This window comes from Streptomyces sp. NPDC037100 (genome assembly GCF_055606225.1).
On sequence record NZ_JBVJSX010000001.1, the window covers coordinates 558,424 to 578,337 of the forward strand.

General features: G+C 71.0%; 17 protein-coding genes and 2 tRNA genes. 4 read left to right on the forward strand and 15 right to left on the reverse strand.

Annotated features, from left to right (window positions below):
• Positions 1–14: 14 nt before the first annotated feature.
• On the reverse strand, positions 15–1,883 hold the full coding sequence (gene lepA, locus ACZ7EG_RS02560; protein ID WP_471071125.1) for a translation elongation factor 4: 1,869 nt from the start codon (positions 1,881–1,883) through the stop codon (positions 15–17).
• A 240-nt stretch (positions 1,884–2,123) separates the two neighbouring features.
• Here lepA and rpsT point away from each other — a divergent pair, with 240 nt between their 5' ends.
• A complete protein-coding gene (gene rpsT / locus ACZ7EG_RS02565; RefSeq protein ID WP_053669127.1) occupies positions 2,124–2,390 on the forward strand; it encodes a 30S ribosomal protein S20 in 267 nt (88 codons plus the stop codon).
• A 175-nt stretch (positions 2,391–2,565) separates the two neighbouring features.
• Here rpsT and ACZ7EG_RS02570 read toward each other — a convergent pair whose 3' ends face one another.
• Complete coding sequence (locus tag ACZ7EG_RS02570; RefSeq protein WP_471071128.1) at positions 2,566–2,961, reverse strand: nuclear transport factor 2 family protein; 396 nt, start codon at positions 2,959–2,961, stop codon at positions 2,566–2,568.
• Positions 2,962–3,062: 101 nt separating this feature from the next.
• On the opposite strand from ACZ7EG_RS02570, the gene ACZ7EG_RS02575 reads away from it, so the two are divergent.
• The gene (locus tag ACZ7EG_RS02575; RefSeq protein ID WP_471071131.1) at positions 3,063–3,488 is read left to right on the forward strand and encodes a VOC family protein; all 426 of its coding nucleotides are present in this window, start codon (positions 3,063–3,065) and stop codon (positions 3,486–3,488) included.
• 91 nt (positions 3,489–3,579) lie between these two features.
• Here the strand turns inward: ACZ7EG_RS02575 and holA are convergent, their stop codons facing one another.
• The 9 genes from holA to leuS all read right to left on the reverse strand — a co-directional run bounded on the left by holA (position 3,580) and on the right by leuS (position 15,561).
• Entirely contained in the window at positions 3,580–4,569 is a 990-nt protein-coding gene (gene holA, locus ACZ7EG_RS02580) for a DNA polymerase III subunit delta (protein WP_471071134.1), read from the reverse strand.
• A 237-nt stretch (positions 4,570–4,806) separates the two neighbouring features.
• Entirely contained in the window at positions 4,807–5,052 is a 246-nt protein-coding gene (locus tag ACZ7EG_RS02585) for a hypothetical protein (RefSeq protein ID WP_471071136.1), read from the reverse strand.
• A 38-nt stretch (positions 5,053–5,090) separates the two neighbouring features.
• Positions 5,091–5,972, reverse strand: a complete 882-nt coding sequence (locus ACZ7EG_RS02590; protein ID WP_471071139.1) for a YceI family protein — start codon at positions 5,970–5,972, stop codon at positions 5,091–5,093.
• A gap of 173 nt (positions 5,973–6,145) precedes the next feature.
• On the reverse strand, positions 6,146–6,976 hold the full coding sequence (locus tag ACZ7EG_RS02595) for an arylamine N-acetyltransferase family protein (RefSeq protein ID WP_471071142.1): 831 nt from the start codon (positions 6,974–6,976) through the stop codon (positions 6,146–6,148).
• 4 nt (positions 6,977–6,980) lie between these two features.
• A complete protein-coding gene (locus tag ACZ7EG_RS02600) occupies positions 6,981–9,575 on the reverse strand; it encodes a ComEC/Rec2 family competence protein (protein ID WP_471071145.1) in 2,595 nt (864 codons plus the stop codon).
• Positions 9,572–10,702, reverse strand: a complete 1,131-nt coding sequence (locus ACZ7EG_RS02605; protein WP_471071149.1) for a ComEA family DNA-binding protein — start codon at positions 10,700–10,702, stop codon at positions 9,572–9,574. The genes ACZ7EG_RS02600 and ACZ7EG_RS02605 overlap by 4 nt, the downstream gene beginning before the upstream one ends.
• A gap of 119 nt (positions 10,703–10,821) precedes the next feature.
• Positions 10,822–11,667, reverse strand: coding sequence for a DegV family protein (locus ACZ7EG_RS02610; RefSeq protein ID WP_471071152.1), 846 nt, complete (start codon positions 11,665–11,667; stop codon positions 10,822–10,824).
• A gap of 72 nt (positions 11,668–11,739) precedes the next feature.
• Positions 11,740–12,543 carry a hypothetical protein gene (locus ACZ7EG_RS02615; protein ID WP_471071155.1) on the reverse strand — a complete coding sequence of 268 codons (804 nt, stop codon included), beginning with the start codon at positions 12,541–12,543 and terminating at the stop codon, positions 11,740–11,742.
• Between the two features lie 138 nt (positions 12,544–12,681).
• The gene (gene leuS / locus ACZ7EG_RS02620; RefSeq protein WP_471071158.1) at positions 12,682–15,561 is read right to left on the reverse strand and encodes a leucine--tRNA ligase; all 2,880 of its coding nucleotides are present in this window, start codon (positions 15,559–15,561) and stop codon (positions 12,682–12,684) included.
• Positions 15,562–16,030: 469 nt separating this feature from the next.
• Here leuS and ACZ7EG_RS02625 point away from each other — a divergent pair, with 469 nt between their 5' ends.
• A complete protein-coding gene (locus ACZ7EG_RS02625) occupies positions 16,031–17,296 on the forward strand; it encodes a cytochrome b/b6 domain-containing protein (protein WP_471071161.1) in 1,266 nt (421 codons plus the stop codon).
• On the forward strand, positions 17,293–18,903 hold the full coding sequence (locus tag ACZ7EG_RS02630; RefSeq protein WP_471071164.1) for an NADH-ubiquinone oxidoreductase-F iron-sulfur binding region domain-containing protein: 1,611 nt from the start codon (positions 17,293–17,295) through the stop codon (positions 18,901–18,903). Before ACZ7EG_RS02625 ends, ACZ7EG_RS02630 begins: the two co-directional genes overlap by 4 nt.
• Before the next feature lie 111 nt (positions 18,904–19,014).
• Here ACZ7EG_RS02630 and ACZ7EG_RS02635 read toward each other — a convergent pair.
• The 4 genes from ACZ7EG_RS02635 to ACZ7EG_RS02650 all read right to left on the reverse strand — a co-directional run bounded on the left by ACZ7EG_RS02635 (position 19,015) and on the right by ACZ7EG_RS02650 (position 19,893).
• Positions 19,015–19,087 (reverse strand) — tRNA-Ala (locus tag ACZ7EG_RS02635).
• Between the two features lie 122 nt (positions 19,088–19,209).
• Positions 19,210–19,443 carry a hypothetical protein gene (locus tag ACZ7EG_RS02640; RefSeq protein WP_006136074.1) on the reverse strand — a complete coding sequence of 78 codons (234 nt, stop codon included), beginning with the start codon at positions 19,441–19,443 and terminating at the stop codon, positions 19,210–19,212.
• A gap of 3 nt (positions 19,444–19,446) precedes the next feature.
• Positions 19,447–19,620 (reverse strand): hypothetical protein, encoded by a 174-nt coding sequence (locus ACZ7EG_RS02645; protein WP_104780615.1) that lies wholly within the window; start codon positions 19,618–19,620, stop codon positions 19,447–19,449.
• 200 nt (positions 19,621–19,820) lie between these two features.
• Positions 19,821–19,893, reverse strand: a tRNA-Ala gene (locus tag ACZ7EG_RS02650).
• Between the last annotated feature and the right edge of the window lie 21 nt (positions 19,894–19,914).

Below are 19,914 nucleotides of genomic sequence, written 5' to 3' on the forward strand. Positions count from 1 at the left end.
GCGGTAATCCGTGATTACTTCTTGCCCTTGCCCGACCCCGCGCTGTCATCACTCGACAGGACGGCGATGAAGGCCTCCTGCGGAACCTCCACGGAACCCACCATCTTCATCCGCTTCTTGCCCTCCTTCTGCTTCTCCAGCAGCTTCCGCTTACGGGAGATGTCACCGCCGTAGCACTTGGCGAGGACGTCCTTGCGGATGGCGCGGATGGTCTCGCGGGCGATGACCCGCGAGCCGATGGCGGCCTGGACCGGCACCTCGAAGGCCTGCCGCGGAATGAGCTCCTTGAGCTTGGCGACGAGCCGCACGCCGTACGCGTACGCCTGGTCCTTGTGGGTGATCGCCGAGAAGGCGTCGACCTTGTCGCCGTGCAGCAGGATGTCGACCTTGACCAGGCTGGAGGTCTGCTCACCGGTGGGCTCGTAGTCGAGCGAGGCGTAGCCGCGGGTCTTGGACTTCAGCTGGTCGAAGAAGTCGAAGACGATCTCGGCGAGCGGCAGGGTGTAGCGGATCTCGACCCGGTCCTCGGAGAGGTAGTCCATGCCGAGCAGGACACCGCGCCGGGTCTGGCACAGCTCCATGATCGAGCCGATGAACTCGCTGGGCGCGAGGATGGTGGCCCGCACGACCGGCTCGTAGACCTCCGAGATCTTGCCCTCGGGGAACTCGCTCGGGTTGGTGACGGTGTGCTCGGTGCCGTCCTCCATGAGGACGCGGTAGACCACGTTCGGCGCGGTGGCGATGAGGTCGAGACCGAACTCGCGCTCCAGCCGCTCGCGGATCACGTCCAGGTGCAGCAGGCCGAGGAAGCCGACACGGAAACCGAAGCCGAGGGCCGCGGAGGTCTCCGGCTCGTAGACGAGGGCGGCGTCGTTGAGCTGGAGCTTGTCCAGGGCCTCACGCAGCTCGGGGTAGTCGGACCCGTCCAGCGGATAGAGCCCGGAGAAGACCATGGGCTTGGGGTCCTTGTAGCCCCCGAGCGCCTCCGTGGCCCCCTTCTGCTGGCTGGTGACGGTGTCACCGACCTTGGACTGGCGGACGTCCTTCACACCGGTGATGAGGTAGCCCACCTCGCCGACACCCAGACCGTCGGCCGGCAGCATCTCGGGCGAGTTGGTGCCGATCTCCAGCAGCTCGTGCGTGGCCCCGGTGGACATCATCCGGATCCGCTCGCGCCTGTTGAGCTGGCCGTCGATGACACGGACGTACGTCACGACACCGCGGTAGGAGTCGTAGACCGAGTCGAAGATCATCGCGCGGGCGGGGGCGTCCGCGACACCGACCGGCGGCGGGATCTCCGCGACGACCTTGTCGAGCAGCGCCTCCACGCCGAGGCCCGTCTTGGCGGACACCTTGAGCACGTCGTCGGGGTCGCACCCGACGAGGTTGGCGAGCTCCTCGGAGAACTTCTCGGGCTGCGCGGCCGGCAGGTCGATCTTGTTGAGCACCGGGATGATCGTGAGGTCGTTCTCCATCGCCAGGTAGAGGTTGGCGAGGGTCTGCGCCTCGATGCCCTGGGCGGCGTCGACCAGGAGGATGGTCCCCTCGCACGCGGCGAGCGACCGGGAGACCTCGTAGGTGAAGTCGACGTGCCCGGGGGTGTCGATCATGTTGAGGATGTGCGTGTCGTTCTTGTCGTGGGTGGGGGCCCACGGCAGACGCACCGCCTGTGACTTGATCGTGATGCCGCGCTCGCGCTCGATGTCCATGCGGTCGAGGTACTGGGCGCGCATCTGCCGCTGCTCGACCACTCCGGTCAGCTGGAGCATCCGGTCGGCGAGCGTGGACTTGCCGTGGTCGATGTGCGCGATGATGCAGAAGTTGCGGATCAGAGCCGGGTCGGTACGGCTCGGCTCGGGCACGTGGCTGGGGATCGCGGGCACGCAGGGTCCTGATTCTTGAGGCGTCCGCAGTGTCTGCGGTCTCGGGTCGGATCGATACGTAGCCTCCATGGTCCCACGGGTGGGGACCACGGACGGGTTTGGGCCGTGGAAGGGGCCGCTGGTAGCCTGGGTGGCTGTGCCTCATGCCCTCTCGCAGGAGGCACGACCCAAGAAATCACCCGGTACGGGAAACGTGCGGTGTCCGTGCGGTCTCGTGCCAGAACCTGAGAAGGCTCATTCGTGGCGAACATCAAGTCCCAGATCAAGCGGATCAAGACCAACGAGAAGGCGCGGCTGCGCAACAAGGCCGTCAAGTCCTCCCTCAAGACCGCGATCCGCAAGGCCCGTGAGGCTGCTGCCGCGGGTGACGTCGAGAAGGCCACCGAGTACCAGCGCGTCGCCGCGCGTCAGCTCGACAAGGCCGTCTCCAAGGGCGTCATCCACAAGAACCAGGCCGCCAACAAGAAGTCGGCGCTGGCTTCGAAGGTCGACGCGCTCAAGGGCTGACATCTGATGTGACGCCGGAGGGAATCGAGCGGGCCCTCTCTCATCCGCTCCCGTCCGGCACCCCCGGATCCGCGCGCGGCCTGCGTTCGCCACGCGGGCGCGGATCCAGCAGCTCGAACCGAAGGCCCCGCCCTCCACTCTTCCCCAGAGCGGCCGGCGGGGCCTTTCGGCCTGTTCAGGACCAGAACTCGTTGTTCTTGTCGATGTCCTCGACGCATTCGTCGAGGTCGGTGACCTTGTCGCCGACGATCCGGAAGACGATGCAGCCGGTGTCGTCGAGGCTCTTGCCGTTGCGCTCGGCCGTGAAGCGGGTCATGCCGACCGCGTGACCGCGGCCGTCGACAGCGACGCCGATCAGGTCGGCGCGCATCGTCCCGTTCGTCTCCGCGCCGAGCCGTTCGTACATCTCGATGATCGAATCCACCCCTTTGAAGTCACCCGACAACGGGTGATCGCCGGGCACGTGGTGGGTGGCGTCCCCGGCGATCAGACCGCGCAGGGCGTCCATGTCACCGCGCGAGAAGGCCTCGAACCCCTTGCGGACCAGCGCTGCGTGCGGGTGTTCAGCCATGGTCTTTCGCCACCTCTCCATCACTTGGCGACGTACGGCTGATACACCCGATTCTCCTCTTCGGCAGGAAGGGAGCGACTCGATCACGGCACAGTGGAGAGATGGACGCACACGACACCGAGGCACCGGTCCTGGTCCGCGCGGCGACCAGGCTCCCCGCCCAGGACTTGGAACGGGCCCGGCGCTTCTACTCGCAGAAACTGGGGCTGGATCCCGTGGACGAACGCCCCGGCGGGCTGCTCTACCGGTGCGGCGGCGCGGAGTTCGTCCTGTTCCGCTCGACGGGAGCCTCCCCCGGCACCTTCACGCAGATGGCGTTGGAGGTCGAGGACCTCGATGCGGCGGTCGCCGAGCTGAAGCGCCGCGGGGTGGTCTTCGAGGAGGTCGACGCCCCCGGCTTCCGCACGCGGGGCGGGATCGCCGAGATCGAGGGGAACTACCCGAGCAAGGGCGCGCGGGGTGAACGCGGCGCCTGGTTCCACGACAGCGAGGGGAATCTGCTGGGGATGGGGGAGCCGGTCTTGTGACGGGCCTGAACCGCTCCGAGAGAAGCGGCTGCGGCTCCGGGCAGGAGGTCGGGGACGAGGTCCGGAGCGGACCGCCCGGGCCCGGGTCCGGCTAAGACCGCCCCCTGGAGCGAGCCGCTCGGGCGATGGTGACGACGGCCTTCTCCAGGGCGTACTCGGGGTCGTCGCCCCCGCCCTTCACCCCCGCGTCCGCCTCGGCCACGGCCCGCAGCGCGACCGACACCCCGTCCGGGGTCCAGCCCCGCATCTGCTGCCGGACCCGGTCGATCTTCCACGGCGGCATACCCAGCTCCCGCGCGAGATCCGCCGGTCGCCCCCCGCGCGCGGAGGACAGCTTCCCGATCGCCCGGACACCCTGCGCGAGCGCGCTCGTGATGAGCACCGGGGCGACCCCGGTCGCCAGCGACCAGCGCAACGCCTCCAGGGCCTCCGCGGCGCGCCCCTCGACCGCCCGGTCGGCGACCGTGAAGCTCGATGCCTCGGCCCGCCCGGTGTAGTACCGCCCGACGACCGCCTCGTCGATCGTCCCCTCGACGTCCGCGACCAGTTGCGACACCGCCGAGGCCAGCTCCCGCAGATCGCTGCCGATCGCGTCGACGAGCGCCTGGCACGCCTCCGGGGTGGCGGACCTCCCCGTCGTCCTGAACTCGCCCCGCACGAACGCGAGCCGGTCCGCCGGCTTCGTCATCTTCGGGCAGGCCACCTCACGGGCCCCCGCCTTGCGCGCCGCGTCGAGCAGCCCCTTGCCCTTCGCGCCGCCGGCATGCAGCAGCACGAGAGTGATCTCCTCGGCCGGTGCCCCGAGGTACGCCTTCACGTCCTTGATCGTGTCGGCCGACAGATCCTGCGCGTTGCGTACGACCACGACCTTGCGCTCCGCGAAGAGCGACGGGCTCGTCAGCTCGGCGAGCGTGCCGGGCTGCACCTGGTCCGGGGGCAGGTCCCGTACGTCCGTGTCGGCGTCGGCGGCCTTCGCCGCGGCCACCACCTCCTGCACGGCACGGTCGAGGAGCAGGTCCTCCTGGCCCACGGCGAGCGTCACCGGGGCGAGGGGGTCGTCATTCGCAGTCTTCCTGGCCATCGCCCCAAGCATCCCACGCGCGACTGACAGCGGACCCCGACGGACCGGGGCGTACGCGCTTGGACAGGCGGGCCGACATGGGGACCCGGACGAGCCAGACCGACGTGGAGACCCAGACGAGCCAGACCGACGTATAGACCCAGACGAGCCAGACCGACATGGAGACCCAGACGAGCCAGACCGACATGAGGACCCAGACGAGCCAGACCGACGTGTGCCCGCCCAGGACCCGGATGCCTACGGCTCCTCCCGCCAGCCCTCCCACTCGCCGGCCAGCCGTTCCAGCTCCCCGGCGTCCAGCCGCTCGTCCTCGTCCCGCAGGACGACCAGCCACTGCGCGTCCTCGGCGTCGTCCTCGCCGGCCAGCGCGTCCCGCACCAGCTGAGGCTCCTCGACGACCCCGAAGCGCTCCCGCAGCGCCTCCACCACCTCTTCGGCGGCATCACGGTCGGGCAGCACCAGCACATGTCGCACATCACTCACGCCGGACATTGTCCGACACCACATCGTGGCCGGGTCGCTCAGCCCTTGCGGACGATCTGCACATCGAGGTCGACCTTGATACTCGGCCCCACCACCGCGATGCCGCGCGCCAGCATGGTCTGCCAGCTCACCGTGAAGTCGTCCCGGTGCAGTTCGGTCGTGGCCCGGCAGGCCGCCCGCACCTCGCCCTCCATGCCGTTGCCGAGCCCCAGGTACTCGGTGTCCAGCGTGACCGTCCGCGTCACGCCGTGCAGCGACAGCGCCCCCGTCACGGCCCACCGGTTCCCGCCCTTGTGCACGAACCGGTCGCTGTAGAACTCCAGCGTCGGGAACCTCTCGACGTCCAGGAAGTCCGCCGATCGCAGATGGTCGTCACGCATCCTCATGTTGGTGTCGATGGACGCCGCGTCGATCACCACGTGCATCGCCGACCGCTCCACCGGATCGGCGACCCGTACCACCCCCGCGAACGACTTGAACTGCCCGTGAATGCGGGCCAGTCCGATGTGCCGCGCGGTGAAGCCGATCGAGGAGTGCGCCGGCTCGACCTCCCAGTCACCGGCATCGGGAAGCTCCGGCGGCCGGGCCACCTGCAGCGTCACGTCCCCGAGCGACGCGAGCGCGTTCTCGGTGACCTGCGTCGTCGCCCGGTAGGGCGTGTAACCCTCCGCCGACACCGCGAGCCGGTACTCCCCTGCGGGCACCGTCGTCACGAACGACCCGTACGGATCCGCCCCGCCGCTGACGACCGGCCGCCCCACAGCGTCCGTCACCGCGAACTCCGCGTGCCGGACCGGCTCGTTGACCGGGTCCAGCACCCGGCAGGCCAGCACCCCCGCACTCGGCGGTGTCGGCACCGCCGCCAGGGGACTCGTCCGGTGCACCCGGTCGGTGCGGCTTGCCCGCCAGCGGCCGATCATCCACGGCTCCTCTGAGTGACTCGAAATCGCCTGTTGATCACTGTTGATCACACGTGCCGAAGACGCATTCGACCACCCATGAGGCTTTCGAGGCAAGACGGGACCACATCACGGGAAACCAGCAGATGTGCTGGTACTACGCCTGAGTAGCCCGGTGTGGCCGGAATTGACTTCTACGCGGGATTTCGCGACACCGGCACCCTGTCGAGCTCGATCCCGAACCGCTCCCGGTACACCCCGAGTACCTCCTCGTCCGTCTCCAGCTCCCTCTCCTCCCGTGTGCCGTCGGCCGCCGTCACCGTGAGCCGGCGCCCGCTGAGCGTGATCCGCCCTCCCTCCTCCGTCACCCGCGAACACACCAGCGACCGCGTGAAATGCGACACCGACGACGTGCTGTGCCACCACGCCCCGGCCACGAAGTCACCCAGCGCCCGAGGACGCACCTCCAGGCGGTACTGCGGTCTGCCGTCCCGGAACACGTCCAGGTCCGCAGCCTCCACCGTGCCGTGCCCACCGCGCACCCCGGCCGCGTCCGGCCCCGCCTCGACGATCCGGAACGTGCCCCCCGGGTCCTCCTGCTTCCCCCGGTCCCCGAACGCCAGCGGAAGGTGGCTGTGCGCCCCGAAACCGACATCGGCCAGCCAGTCACCCCCGTCCACCGTCCGTACCCTCAGCGCGAGATGGTCGTACGGGATCCCGAGCCGCCCCTCGTCCCCGTACACCCGCGCCGCCAGCAGCGCCACGTCGTACCCCAGTGCCGTGAGCAACGCCCCGAAGGAGCCGTTGAGTTCGTAGCAGAACCCGCCCCGCCGCGCGCTCACCACCTTGTCCAGCAGCCGCTTCTCCTCCAGCACGATCTCCTCGCCCAGATGGATCGAGAGGTTCTCGAAGGGCACGGTCTGCAGGTGCCGCAGGTGCAGTTCCCGCAGCGCGTCGACGGTGGGCCACGCCGGGTGCTCGACTCCCAGTCGGCGGAGATAGGCATCAACCTGTGCTGAGTTCATGACTTCAGTCTCGCGCCACCTTCAGCTCGCCGCCCTCTCCGGTGACCGCGAGCGCGCCGTCCCGGTCCGTCCGCAGCACCGTTGCGCCCCCGGCGCGCAGCGCCGCCACCGTGCCCGGCGCCGGGTGCCCGTACGAGTTGTCCTCGCCGCAGGAGATGAGGGCCAGCCGCGGGGCCGCCCGGCGCATGAGGCCCGGGTCCTGGTAGGCCGAGCCGTGGTGGGCGACCTTCAGCACGTCCACGCCCTCCAGCGCCTCGGCCGCCGGCGAGCGTGCCAGTGCCCTCTGCGCCGGGGGCTCCAGATCCCCGAGGAGGAGCAGGCGCAGTCCGGCCGAGCGGACCAGCAGGGCGACGCTGGCGTCGTTCGGCCCCTCCGGCACCGGGTGGGCCGGAAGCACCCCCGGGAGCACCCCCGGCGGCGAGTCCGGCGGCGGGCTCGGGGGCGGCCAGACCACCTGCCAGGACAACTCCCCCGTGCGCCGCTGTTCCCCGACCGCCGCCCGTGTCACGGGAATCCGCCGCGCCGCCGCCAGCCTCCGTACGAACGCGGCCTGGTCCGCGGGCTCCTCCAGCCCCGTCGTCCCGATCGCGCCCACCGCCCGTCCACGCAGCACTCCGGGCAGGCCCGCCACGTGATCGGCGTGGAAGTGGGTGAGCACGATCAACGGGATCCTGCTGATGCCCAGTGAGCGCAGACAGTGGTCGACGAGCCGCGGATCGGGCCCCGCGTCCACCACCACTCCGGCCCCCTCGCCCGCCGCGAGCACCAGGGCGTCACCCTGTCCCACGTCACACATCACCAGCCGCCAGCCGGGCGGCGGCCAGCCCGTCACCACCCTGGTCAGCGGTGGCGGCTGCACCACCACCAGAAGCAACAACACTCCGCAGACCCCGCACCACCAGGGATGCCCGAGCAACCGCCGTCCGACGAGCACCAGGGCCAGGATCACGGCAAGCAGCAGCGCCGCGCCCGTCCAACTGCCCGGCCAGTCCACTCCCCCGCCCGGCAGTGCCGCCCCGGTCCGGGCGATCCGTGCGATCCACTCGGCGGGCCAGTGCGCGCACCACGCCAGGGCCTTGGCCACCGGCATCGCCACCGGCGCCGTCGCCAGTGCCGCGAACCCCAGCACGGTCGCCGGCGCGATGGCGAACTCCGCGAGCAGATTGCACGGCACCGCCACCAGACTCACCCGCGCCGACAGCACGGCGACGACGGGCGCGCACAGGGCCTGCGCCGCTGCGGCGGCGCCCAGGGCTTCAGCCCACCTCGGCGGCACCCCGCGGCGCCGCAGCCCGGCACTCCAGCGCGGCGCGAGCGTGAGCAGGGCACCGGTCGCGACGACGGACAGCAGGAACCCGTAACTCCGCGCCAGCCACGGGTCGTACAGCACCAGCAGCAGAACCGCCGTCGCCAGCGCCGGGATCATCGACCTCCGGCGGCCGGTCGCCAGGGCGAGCAGGGCCACGGCTCCGCAGGCCGCGGCCCGCACCACGCTCGGATCCGGTCTGCACACGACGACGAACCCCAGCGAGAGCACACCGCCGAGCACGGCCGTCCCGCGCAGGGAGATACCGAGCCGGGGCGCGAGCCCCCGCCGCTCGACGTGTTGCGCCAGGCCCGGTGGCCCGAGCAGCAGCGCGAGGAGAATCGTGAAGTTGGCCCCGGAGACGGCCAGGGTGTGCGTGAGATCGGTCTCCTTGAACGCCTCCTCCAGCTCGGGTGTGATCCGCGAGGTGTCCCCGACCACCAGGCCCGGCAACAGCGCCCGGGCGTCCGCGGGCAGCCCGTCGGTCGCCTCGCGCAGCCCCGCACGCAACCGTCCGGCGAGCCGCTGCGGCCCCGAGGGACCTCCCACCACGTCCGGTCCGCCCTGATCCCGCACTCGCAGCACTGCCGCGACCCGGTCGCCGCCCGTCATCGCGGGCGCCAGCCGCGCACCGACCCGCAGCCGCGTCGACGGCAGCAGCCCGAGCCATGGCGACCGCCCCCTTCCACCGGCCACTCGTCCGGGTGGGGCAGGGCCCACGTCCACGATCACCAGCACCGGTGTCCGGGTGGTCACCGTCGTGCCGCCCGCCTCGTGGACGCGCAGCACGTCGGCGTAGATCAGGACGGCCGTCGGAGCCACGCGGTCGCCGCTGACCTCGGGCCGGGTGAGCCGGGGGTCGGACGTGAGCTCGACCTCGGCGGTCACCGTCGCGAACTCCCGCGCCAGGCCCGGTACGGGTCCCCGGCGCAGATCCGCCCCGTGCAGCCCGGCCGAGGCGGCAGCCCCAGCGACACACAGCAGCAGGGCGGCGAGCGTGGCGCGCGGCCATGACGCGGCCCGATGCCTCCGGGCCAAGGGCAGCAGTCCGACGATCACCAGGCAGCCGAGCACGACGCCGAGCACCCACTGGGGCGAGGTGTCCAGCACCAGCGCCGCCGTACCCCAGGCCGCGAGGGCGGGCGGTACGAGCCGCAGGTCCGTCGGGCCCTCCTGGCGTGGACGGGCGGTGCCCAGACGCGTGCCGGAGGACGCGTGCACGGGCGACCGGGCGGGGCGGAGCCCGGGCGCGGCCTCGTCCTGTCGTGCCGGCGGCCCGGGGAGGCTCCTCATGGCCGTACGAGGTCGCGCAGGTCGGCGAAACGGCGGTCGCCGATGCCGTTCACCTCGCGCAGCTCGTCCACGGAACGGAAACCGCCGTGCTGCGTGCGGTGGTCGATGATGTGCTGCGCCAGCACCGGGCCGACGCCCGGCAGGGTGTCGAGCTGTTCCGCGGTGGCCGTGTTGAGGGAGACCGGGGCCGCCGGCGCGGCCGCCCCACCCGCCGCCGCACCGGCCGGGCCACCGGGAGCCGTACCGCCCGCCCCCGGTCCGCCTGCGGGAGCCGGTTCCCCGACGATCACCTGCTCGCCGTCCACGAGGAACCGGGCACGGTTGAGCCCGTCGGTGTTCGTGCCCGGCTTCACCCCGCCCGCCGCGTGCAGCGCGTCCGCCACCCGCGAGCCGGGCGGCAGCCGGTGGATTCCCGGCTCCCGGACCTTGCCGCCGACGTCCACGACGATCTCGCCCGCCCCCGCCTTCACGGACCCGGACGAAGCACCGGATGCACCGGCGGCACCCGGACCGCGCTTCTGTCCGGCCGGTCCGCTCTCCAGCCGCTCCCCGTACGGCACCGCCGCCCGCACCACCTCCGGCGGCCGCACGGACTGCGTCCGTCCCGTCCAGAAGTGCTGCACGGCGAATGCCGCCGCGACGACGAGCACCACCGTCAGGGCCAGCACACTCCGCCGCTCCAGACCGCACCTGGCCTGCACCCACAGCGGCATGCGCTCCCGCAGCGCCAGGCCGGCCCGCTCCCGCCAGACTCCCTGCACGGCGCCGCCGCCCCCGCCCGCCGGCTCGCCAAGGATGCCCACGGGCTGCGTGACGGTCTCCTGACCACCAAGCCGCCGCCGGTTCTCCTCACCCTCGCCGGAACCCGGCGGCCCCTGCCCCGACTCCCGGTGCCCCAGGGCCCGCTCGACCGGATCGGCCCGCCCTGGATGCCCTACCGGCCCGGTGTGGTCGCCGAACAACACCCCTGCGCGCCGCCGAAGTTCCTCCGCCGAGGCATGCCGCTGCCGGGTCCGCCCGCGCGCGACCGGCGGGCGCCGGTGAGGACGGACGCGCCCGTCGGACGCCGGCCCACGGCCCGGCCCACTGGTCGCGGTCGCTGTGCGTGAACGTGATCGAAGTGCCATGCGACGAGGATCGGCCACCTCGCCCCACCCGCGATGATCTTGGTCAAATCCCGGGGACAAGGCCCCGGTTGTGGACAACTCCGTCACTCACACGGGCGGCCGGAGTCCCACAGCAACGTTCACCGGGGCGAAACCACGACCCCCAGCAGCCCGGGCCCCGTGTGGGCCCCGATCACCGCCCCGACCTCGCTGACATGCAGATCGGCCAGCCCGGACACCCGTGTCCGCAATCGGTCGGCGAGCGCCGACGCCCGGTCCGGGGCGGAGAGATGGTGGACGGCGACATCCACCGGGGCGCTGCCCGCACGGTCGGCCGCGATCTCCTCGAGGCGGGCGATCGCCTTGGACGCGGTCCGCACCTTCTCCAACGGTTCGATACGGCCGTCGGCCAGTTGCAGCAGCGGCTTCACCGCGAGCGCCGAGCCCAGCAGCGCCTGCGCGGCACCGATACGGCCGCCGCGCCGCAGGTAGTCGAGGGTGTCGACGTAGAAGTAGGCAGAGGTGCCCGCGGCTCTCTTCTCCGCTGCTGCCACGGCCTCGTCGACCGTCCCGCCCGACTCCGCTGCCTCCGCCGCGGAGAGCGCGCAGAAGCCGAGCGCCATCGCGATCATGCCGGTGTCCACCACCCGCACCGGCACCGGTGCCTGCCGTGCGGCCACGACGGCCGCGTCGTACGTGCCGGACAGTTCGGCGGAGAGGTGGAGGGAGACGATGCCGGTGGCGCCGGACTCGGCGACCTTGCGGTAGGTCTCCTCGAAAACCGCGGGAGCGGGCCGCGACGTCGTCACGGAGCGCCGCTTCTGCAAAGCCTGGGCGAGGGCACGGGTCGAGATCTCGGTGCCCTCCTCCAGCGCCCGGTCACCGAGGACCACCGTCAGCGGTACCGCTGTGATGCCGTGACGCTCCATCGTCCGGGTCGGCAGGTAGGCCGTTGAATCGGTGACGATCGCGACATGGCGGGACATGAGCTGGAGGTTACCTGCCGTAGCGCTCGTGTGGCAGCCCCGGCCCTGCGCCCTGCGGCGCGAGTGGCCGGTTCAAGTGGTGCTCTCGGGACGGGGCTTCTTCTGCCAGGGGTGGGTCAGGCGTGGTCCCGGCGGCGTGATGGCGGGCCGTGCCGGTTCCTGCGCCGGGCCCGGCTGCGCGCTGTCCGGCCAGGTCTGCCCGGCCGCGCCGGCGTCGGCGGCGGGCGCCTCGGGCCACGGCGCCGCGGGCTGCGACGGCGAGCCGGGCTGCCGGGACGACGAGGGCTGCTGCGAGGACGCGGGCTGCTGCGAGGACGCGGACTGCGGCTCCGGCCCCGTCCAGTGCCGCAGTGCGCCGGACTCCAGGTCGATCTGGGCACTGAGCGTGTCCAGGTCGTCGTCGGCGAAGCGGCGGGCCCGGTCGCGGGCCGCCCAGCGCAGCGAGTCCGCCGAGTGCGTGATGCGTTCGGTGCGCTCGCGCAGCCCGGGCAGCCGCTCGGTGAGGGCGGCGCGGTCCGGCTCGGACTCCAGGCGCTTGAGCTCGCCGTCCAGCTCGTGTCCGAGCGCGCTGAGCCGTTCGAAGAGGCCCACCGACTCCTTCAGGGACTCGTCCTCCGCGACGGTCGCGTGCAAGGCCTCCTGGGTGGCGCGCATCGAGGTGCGCAGCTTCAACCGGAGCTGGGCGAGTTCGCCCGCGGCGCCGGGCTGGGCGAAGGACTTGGCGCGCAGTGTGTGGTCCTCGACCGTGCGGCGGGCCTGGGTGATGCCGCGGTCCACGCCACGCTTGGCGGCGCCGACCGCCTTCACGGTGGCGTACGCCCCGAGCCCGAGAAAGAGCACGAAGAGCAGGGCGAAGACTGCGATCACTGCTTCCACAAGGGCTCCTCCTCAGGACGTCACGGCGCCTCGCGTCGCTCTTCCACGGTAAACGCAACAGGCAGGTCCGGAGTTCCAGAAAGACCCCGAACCTGCCCGTAGGGGACCACCCCGAGAGCGGTCCGTACGTCCTGGCGGCTACGCCGGAACGATGTTCACCAGCTTCGGCGCGCGCACGATCACCTTCCGGATCCCGGCGCCGCCCAGCGCGGCGACGACCTTCTCGTCCGCCAGCGCGACCTTCTCCAGTTCGTCGTCGGAGATCGACGGCGCGACCTCCAGCCGCGCCTTGACCTTGCCCTTGATCTGCACGACACAGGTCACGGTCTCGTCGACCACGTACGCCGGGTCGGCCACCGGGAAGTCCCGGTGCACCACCGAGTCCGTGTGCCCCAGCCTGCGCCACAGCTCCTCGGCGATGTGCGGGGCCAGCGGCGCGACCATCAGCACCAGCGGCTCGGCGACGGAGCGCGGCACTGCGCCGCCGGCCTTGGTCAGGTGGTTGTTCAGCTCGGTGACCTTGGCGATGGCGGTGTTGAACCGCATGCCCTCCAGGTCGCCGCGGACCCCGTCGATCGCCTTGTGCAGGGCACGCAGCGTCTCCTCGTCCGGTTCGGCGTCGACCACGGTCACCTCGCCGGTGGCCTCGTCGACGATGTTGCGCCACAGCCGCTGCAGCAGCCGGAACTGGCCGACCACCGCGCGCGTGTCCCAGGGACGGGAGACGTCCAGCGGGCCCATGGCCATCTCGTACAGGCGCAGTGTGTCGGCTCCGTACTCGGCGCAGATCTCGTCCGGAGTGACCGCGTTCTTCAGGGACTTGCCCATCTTGCCCAGCAGCCGGGAGACCTTCTCGCCCTGGTACCAGTAGGCACCGTCGCGCTCCTCCACCTCGGCGGCCGGCACCGCGATGCCGCGGCTGTCGCGGTAGACGTAGGCCTGGATCATGCCCTGGTTGAACAGCTTGTGGAACGGCTCGGCGGACGAGACGTGTCCCAGGTCGTACAGGACCTTGGACCAGAAGCGCGCGTACAGCAAGTGCAGCACGGCGTGCTCGGCGCCGCCGACGTACAGGTCGACACCGCCGTGCGGCCGGTCCTCGCGCGGTCCCATCCAGTACTGCTCGATCTCGGGGTCGACCAGCTTCTCGGAGTTGTGCGGGTCCAGGTAGCGCAGCTCGTACCAGCAGGAACCGGCCCAGTTGGGCATGGTGTTGGTCTCGCGCCGGTACGCGCGCGGGCCCCGGCCGTCGCCCAGGTCCAGGGTGACGTTGACCCAGTCCTCGTTGCGCGACAGCGGCGTCTCGGGCTGGGTGTCGGCGTCGTCCGGGTCGAAGGTGCGCGGCGAGTAGTCCTCGACCTCGGGCAGCTCCAGGGGCAGCATCGACTCGGGCAGCGCATGGGCGATGCCGTCCTCGTCGTAGACGATCGGGAAGGGCTCGCCCCAGTAGCGCTGGCGGCTGAACAGCCAGTCACGCAGCCGGAAGTTGACGGTGCCCTCGCCGACGCCCTCGGCCTCCAGCCACTCGGTGATGCGCGCCTTGGCCTCGACGACGCCCAGGCCGTCCAGGGACACGCCGGTGCCGGAGGAGTTCACGATCTTCGCGTCGTAGGAGGCGAAGGCGTCGTCCCACGTGGACGTGTCGGTGCCGCGGCCGTCGGTCGGCTCGACCACGCAGCGGATCGGCAGCTCGAAGGCCCGGGCGAAGGCGAAGTCGCGCGTGTCATGGGCCGGCACGGCCATGATCGCGCCGGTGCCGTAGCCCATCAGCACGTAGTCGGCGATGAAGACCGGGACCTGCTCGCCGTTGACCGGGTTGGTCGCGTACGCGCCGATGAAGACGCCGGTCTTGTCCTTGGCCTCGGCCTGCCGCTCGACGTCGGACTTCGAGGCGGCCTGGGCGCGGTAGGCGGCGACGGCCTCACCGGGGGTCGCGTGGCCGCCGGTCCACACCTCGTGGGTGCCCTCCGGCCAGGCGGCCGGGGTGAACTTCTCCACCAGCGGGTGCTCGGGCGCCAGCACCATGTAGGTGGCGCCGAACAGGGTGTCCGGGCGGGTGGTGAAGACGGTGATGCGCTCGCCGTCGATGGGGAAGTCGACGCGTGCGCCCTCGGAGCGGCCGATCCAGTTGCGCTGCTGCAGCTTGATGGCCTCGGGCCAGTCCAGCGCGTCCAGGTCCTCCAGCAGCCGGTCGGCGTAGGCCGTGATGCGCATGTTCCACTGGCGCAGCTTGGCCTTGAAGACCGGGAAGTTGCCGCGTTCGGAACGGCCCTCGGCGGTGACCTCCTCGTTGGCCAGCACGGTGCCCAGTCCCGGGCACCAGTTGACCGGCGCGTCGGAGGCGTAGGCCAGCCGGAACTCGCCCAGGACGTCGGCCTTCTCGGCGGCGCTCAGCTCGCTCCACGCGCGCGTGTGCCCCGGTACGGGCCGCTCACCGGACTCGAACTCGGCGACCAGTTCGGCGATCGGGCGGGCGCGGCGGGCGTCGTGGTCGTACCAGGAGTTGAAGATCTGCAGGAAGATCCACTGGGTCCACTTGTAGTAGTCCGGGTCGATCGTGGCGAACGACCGGCGCTTGTCGTGGCCCAGGCCCAGCCGGCGCAGCTGGGACTTCATGTTCTCCATGTTGGCCTCGGTGGACACGCGCGGGTGCGTGCCGGTCTGCACCGCGTACTGCTCGGCGGGCAGGCCGAAGGCGTCGAAGCCCAGGGTGTGCAGGACGTTGTGGCCGGTCATCCGCTGGAAGCGCGCGAACACGTCCGTGGCGATGTAGCCCAGGGGGTGGCCGACGTGCAGGCCGGCACCGGAGGGGTACGGGAACATGTCCATGATGAACTTCTTGGGGCGGTCGACGATCTCCCGGTCACCGGCCAGGTCGCCCTTGGGGTTGGGCGCGGCGTAGGTGCCGTCGGTGTCCCAGAAGTCCTGCCAGCGTGCCTCGATCTCGGCAGCCATGGCGGCCGTGTAGCGGTGCGGCGCCGCCACCTCGGAGGTGGCGGCGGGGTTCGTCTCGCTCATGATCCTCAAAGCTCCATCGATCGTCTCTGCCTGCGGCTGTCTGGTTCGAGAAACGAAAAATCCCCTCACACAGGAGGGGACGCCGCGCCGATGCCGGCCACTCGACTACTCCGGTGGCCGGGACTGATCAGCGCGGCCCGCTAAGCAGAAGGCGTACGGCACGCATGGCGCTAGGGTACCGCAGGCCCTCAGCGTGCCGCGACGCACTTCCGAGGGCCGTCCCGCCGCCCGAAAAGCTGAATCTTGGTCAATAGTTACTTCGCGTAACAGCCGCTAAGGGACATCGCAACAGCCATATTGTCCTTTGGTAACAACGCAATAACTCAAACCTCGTACTGATCGGTATGACTCCGCTTAGAGTTCGGCAGCGGGACCGCTGCTTTCCCGAACCGCTCGGAGTTGCCCCCATGAACCCTCATCGCAGTAACACCTCCCTACCCCCGGTCGCCGGGACGCGGGGAGGCCGGTCGTGAACCCCTACGACTCCACGGCAGACGACTCGTTCGCCGAGTTCCTCAACTTCGGTGCGGGCGTGCTGTCCCTCGTGTGTCTGACATGCTCGGTGATCTGGGGGCTGGTCGCCCAGGACCGGGTCCTGCTCGACACCCGCCGCCGCATCCTGGCCCAGGCCGTGCACCGGACCACTGCCGTCGCCTCGATCGTCTTCCTGCTGGTGCACATCGGGGTGAAGCTGGCGCTGGCCCACACCTCGTGGATCGCCGCGGTGATCCCCTTCGGGCTGGTGTTCACCGACGAGGAGCTGGTCGGAGGCAGGTCGTTCCTGATCGGCCTGGGCACCCTGGCGGGCATGCTCATGATCTTCGTGGGCATCACCGGCGTGCTGCGCAACCGCTTCGCGTCCCCCGCGCCCGTCGCGGCCCGCTGGCGGGCCATGCACATGCTGGCCTATCCGGCCTGGTGCGCCGCCCTGGTCCACGGCCTCTACGCGGGTCGCTCGGCCAAGCCGATCTTCGTCATCCTGTACTGCCTGTCCCTGGCCGGCGTGGCCGGAGCGCTCGCCCTGCGCGCGGCTCCGCGCCCGGTCAAGCGCCGGGTCGCCGACAAGATCGCCTCGATGATCGGACCCGGTGAGGGCCTGGGCCGCAGGGACCTGGAGGAGAGCCGGGCCCGGGCGGGCGGCGGCTTCGCGCCCCCCGACCGGGAGGGCCGGGGCTCGTCGGCGCGCCCCGCGGCGTCCCCGTCGGGGCCGCTGTACGAGAAGGCGGAACGCCCTGCGGCCAAGGAGCCGGCGAACGGCTTCGCCGCCGCCTACCGGGCCGTCTCGGGCCCTCCCCAGGGCCGCCAGGCCTACGCGCCCGGGTCGACCACCAGCATGCAGCTGCCGCTGGACATGCAGCCCACCGAGGCCATCCCGACCGTGGACGGCCCCTCCAGCACCTCGGGCAACTGGCCGATCCCGTCCCCGCCACCGGTCGGCGAGGCCCCGCCGTCCGCCTACGACCCGCTCCAGGACACGGGCTTCAACATCCCGCCCTACGACCCCCTCCAGGACACCGGACAAAGCATCCCGGCCTACGGCAATCCAGGCACCGCCGGTTACGGATCGAGTGACGTGTACGACACGGGTGAGACGAACGCCGCCTTCAACACGTACTACCCGAACGACACGTACAACAGCGGTCCCGCCACTGACACAAACCCCGGTGCGTCCTACGACTTCGACGCACCGGGATCGGGCGAACCTTGGAACACGCCTTCCGGAGGCTTTAAGTGAACGAGGCCCTGCCCGACGTACCCGAAGTCCGCGTGGTCGGCCTTCCCCAGCTCACGTCGGGCTTCGACCTTGTCGATCGGCTCGATCTGCCCATGCACCTCAAGGTGCACGGGCCGCTCGAGCCGATGGGCGGTGAGCAGCTCGCGCAGCTCGCCGAACGCATCAACCTGAAGGGCCGCGGCGGCGCGGGCTTCCCCTTCCACAAGAAGCTGCGCTCGGTCGCCGAAGCGGCGATCAAGCGCGGCGTCCGGCCGGTCGTCGTGGTGAACGGAAGCGAGGACGAGCCGGCCTGCCGCAAGGACACGGTGCTGATCAACCGTGCCCCGCATCTGATCCTGGACGGCGCGCTGCTGTGCGCCGAGGCCCTGGGTGCCCGCACGCTCGTGGTGGGGGTCACCCGTGAGTCGACCCAGCGCTCCATGGAGGCCGCGCTCGCCGAACGCGGCCTCAACAACGGCCGTCGGTCGGCACTACGCGCGCGTGTCCAGCGCAATCCGGTCCGCATGGTCACCGGTGCCGCCGCGTCGCTGATCCGCTCGATCGACGGCGGCCCGGCCATCCCGCCCGGCCGCAAGGTCAGCGCCTCGCAGAACGGCGTCGGCGGCGCACCCACCCTGCTCTCCAACGCCGAGACCTTCGCCCAGCTGGCGATCGCCGCCCGCATCGGCCCCGAGCGCTACGGCAACACCGGCCTGTACGACGAGCCGGGCACCGTCATGCTCACGGTCTCCGGCGCGGTCGCCCGCCCCATGGTGATCGAGGTCCCGACGGGTGTGCCGCTGCGCTACGTCCTGCAGCTCGCCGGCGCTCCGCCGGTACCGCAGGGCGTGCTCACCGGCGGCTACCACGGCAAGTGGATCGACGCGGCGACGGTCAACGAGGCGATCGTCTCCCGCAACTCACTGGACGCGGTGGGCGGTGCGCTCGGCGCCGGCGCGATCCTGCCGATCACTCAGGACACCTGCCCGCTGGGCGAGTCGCTGCGGGTGGCGCAGTGGCTGGCCGAGGAGAGCGCGGGCCAGTGCGGCCCCTGCTACCTCGGCCTGCCCGCCGCCGCGCGCGGCCTGGAGGACATCCTCAACGGCGGCGGACCGGCCGCCCTGGAGGCGCTCAAGCAGGTCGCCAAGACCGTGAAGCGGCGCGGCGCGTGCTCGCACCCGGACGGCTCGGCGATGTTCCTGGAGTCGACCATCAAGGCGTTCACGGACGACCTGGCCGCCCATGTCCTCGGCAACGGCTGCGGACGGCCCGTGGAGGGCGTTCTGCCGCTCTTCGAGGGGGGCAGGGCCCCGACGGGCATCCCCGGCGGCGGCGAGTCCGAGGAGAACGGCCCGAGCCGCCAGAAGATCTACGTCGACTGGACGCTGTGCCGGGGCCACGGCCTGTGCGCGGACATCCTCCCCGAGGTGTTCCAGCTGGGCGCCGACGGCTTCCCGACCGTGGCGCAGGCGCAGGTACCGCGGTACGCCGAGGCCAAGGCTCTACGCGCGGTGCGCCGTTGCCCGGCGCTGGCGCTGCGCATCGAGGAGTCGGGCGCACCGGGCGCGCCGTCCCGCAACCTCCCGGTCCTCTCCCAGGGCCGCGGCCGCCGCGCTCTCGGCCGCTGAGCGGACGCACCGGCGGGCTTCCCTCCAGGGGAGCCCGCCGTTCGCATACGCGCGACAAGCACGACAAGAAGGCGGGCCATCCGATCGGATGGCCCGCCTTCTCATCTGCTGTGGAGCTAAGGAGAATTGAACTCCTGACCTCCTGCATGCCATGCAGGCGCTCTACCAACTGAGCTATAGCCCCTTGCCGCGCTCCGCCCGGTTTCCCCGGCGGCGACGCCAACATTACTGGCCCTGCGGGCCCAACACCAAATCGGTTTCACCTTGCCCGATATGACTGTTATGTCGATCCCGAGACTTCGAGCGTCAGGCCGTGACGAACGAATAGAACCGCTTGAGCGTGCAGTGCTCCTCCAGGAGCCGGCCGTAGATCGGTTCGCCCTCCAACTCGCGGTACGTCTCGATCGGGTCGCCTTTTATGATCAGCGCCCGCGCGCATTCCTCGCACCAGTACTGGTAGTCGGGATTGATCGGTTCCATGTCGCGGACGATCGGAGTCCCACTGCCGCACCAGTCGCACTTCCGCCTGTGTGCACCCATCGATCAGCTCCAGCTGTGGCCGCAGGCCGTGCACACGTAGGAAATCCCGCCGTTGTCGCCGAGCATCTGGGCCACGTGCGCGGAACCGCAGGAAGGGCAGCTGAGCCGGGTGGACATGTCCCGTGTGAACGCTGCTTCGAGGAGGTGGTCGACCTCCTCGAGGATGCTCGCAGGCATCGCTACTCCTCCCGTCGGGCCGCGCCCCCTTCCGGCCGTTTGATTCTGCCACGGCCGGGCCAATACGGTCAGCGACGCCTCAGTACCAGTCCGGACACGCCACCCGGCGGGGCCGTAGAGGTATACGCCTCAGCGAGCCCGAGTGACTCAAGCCGGAGCACGAAAAATCCCGCCCCCACACCGGGAACGGGATCTTGACGTGGAGCTAAGGAGAATTGAACTCCTGACCTCCTGCATGCCATGCAGGCGCTCTACCAACTGAGCTATAGCCCCTCACACGCGGCGGAGCCGCAT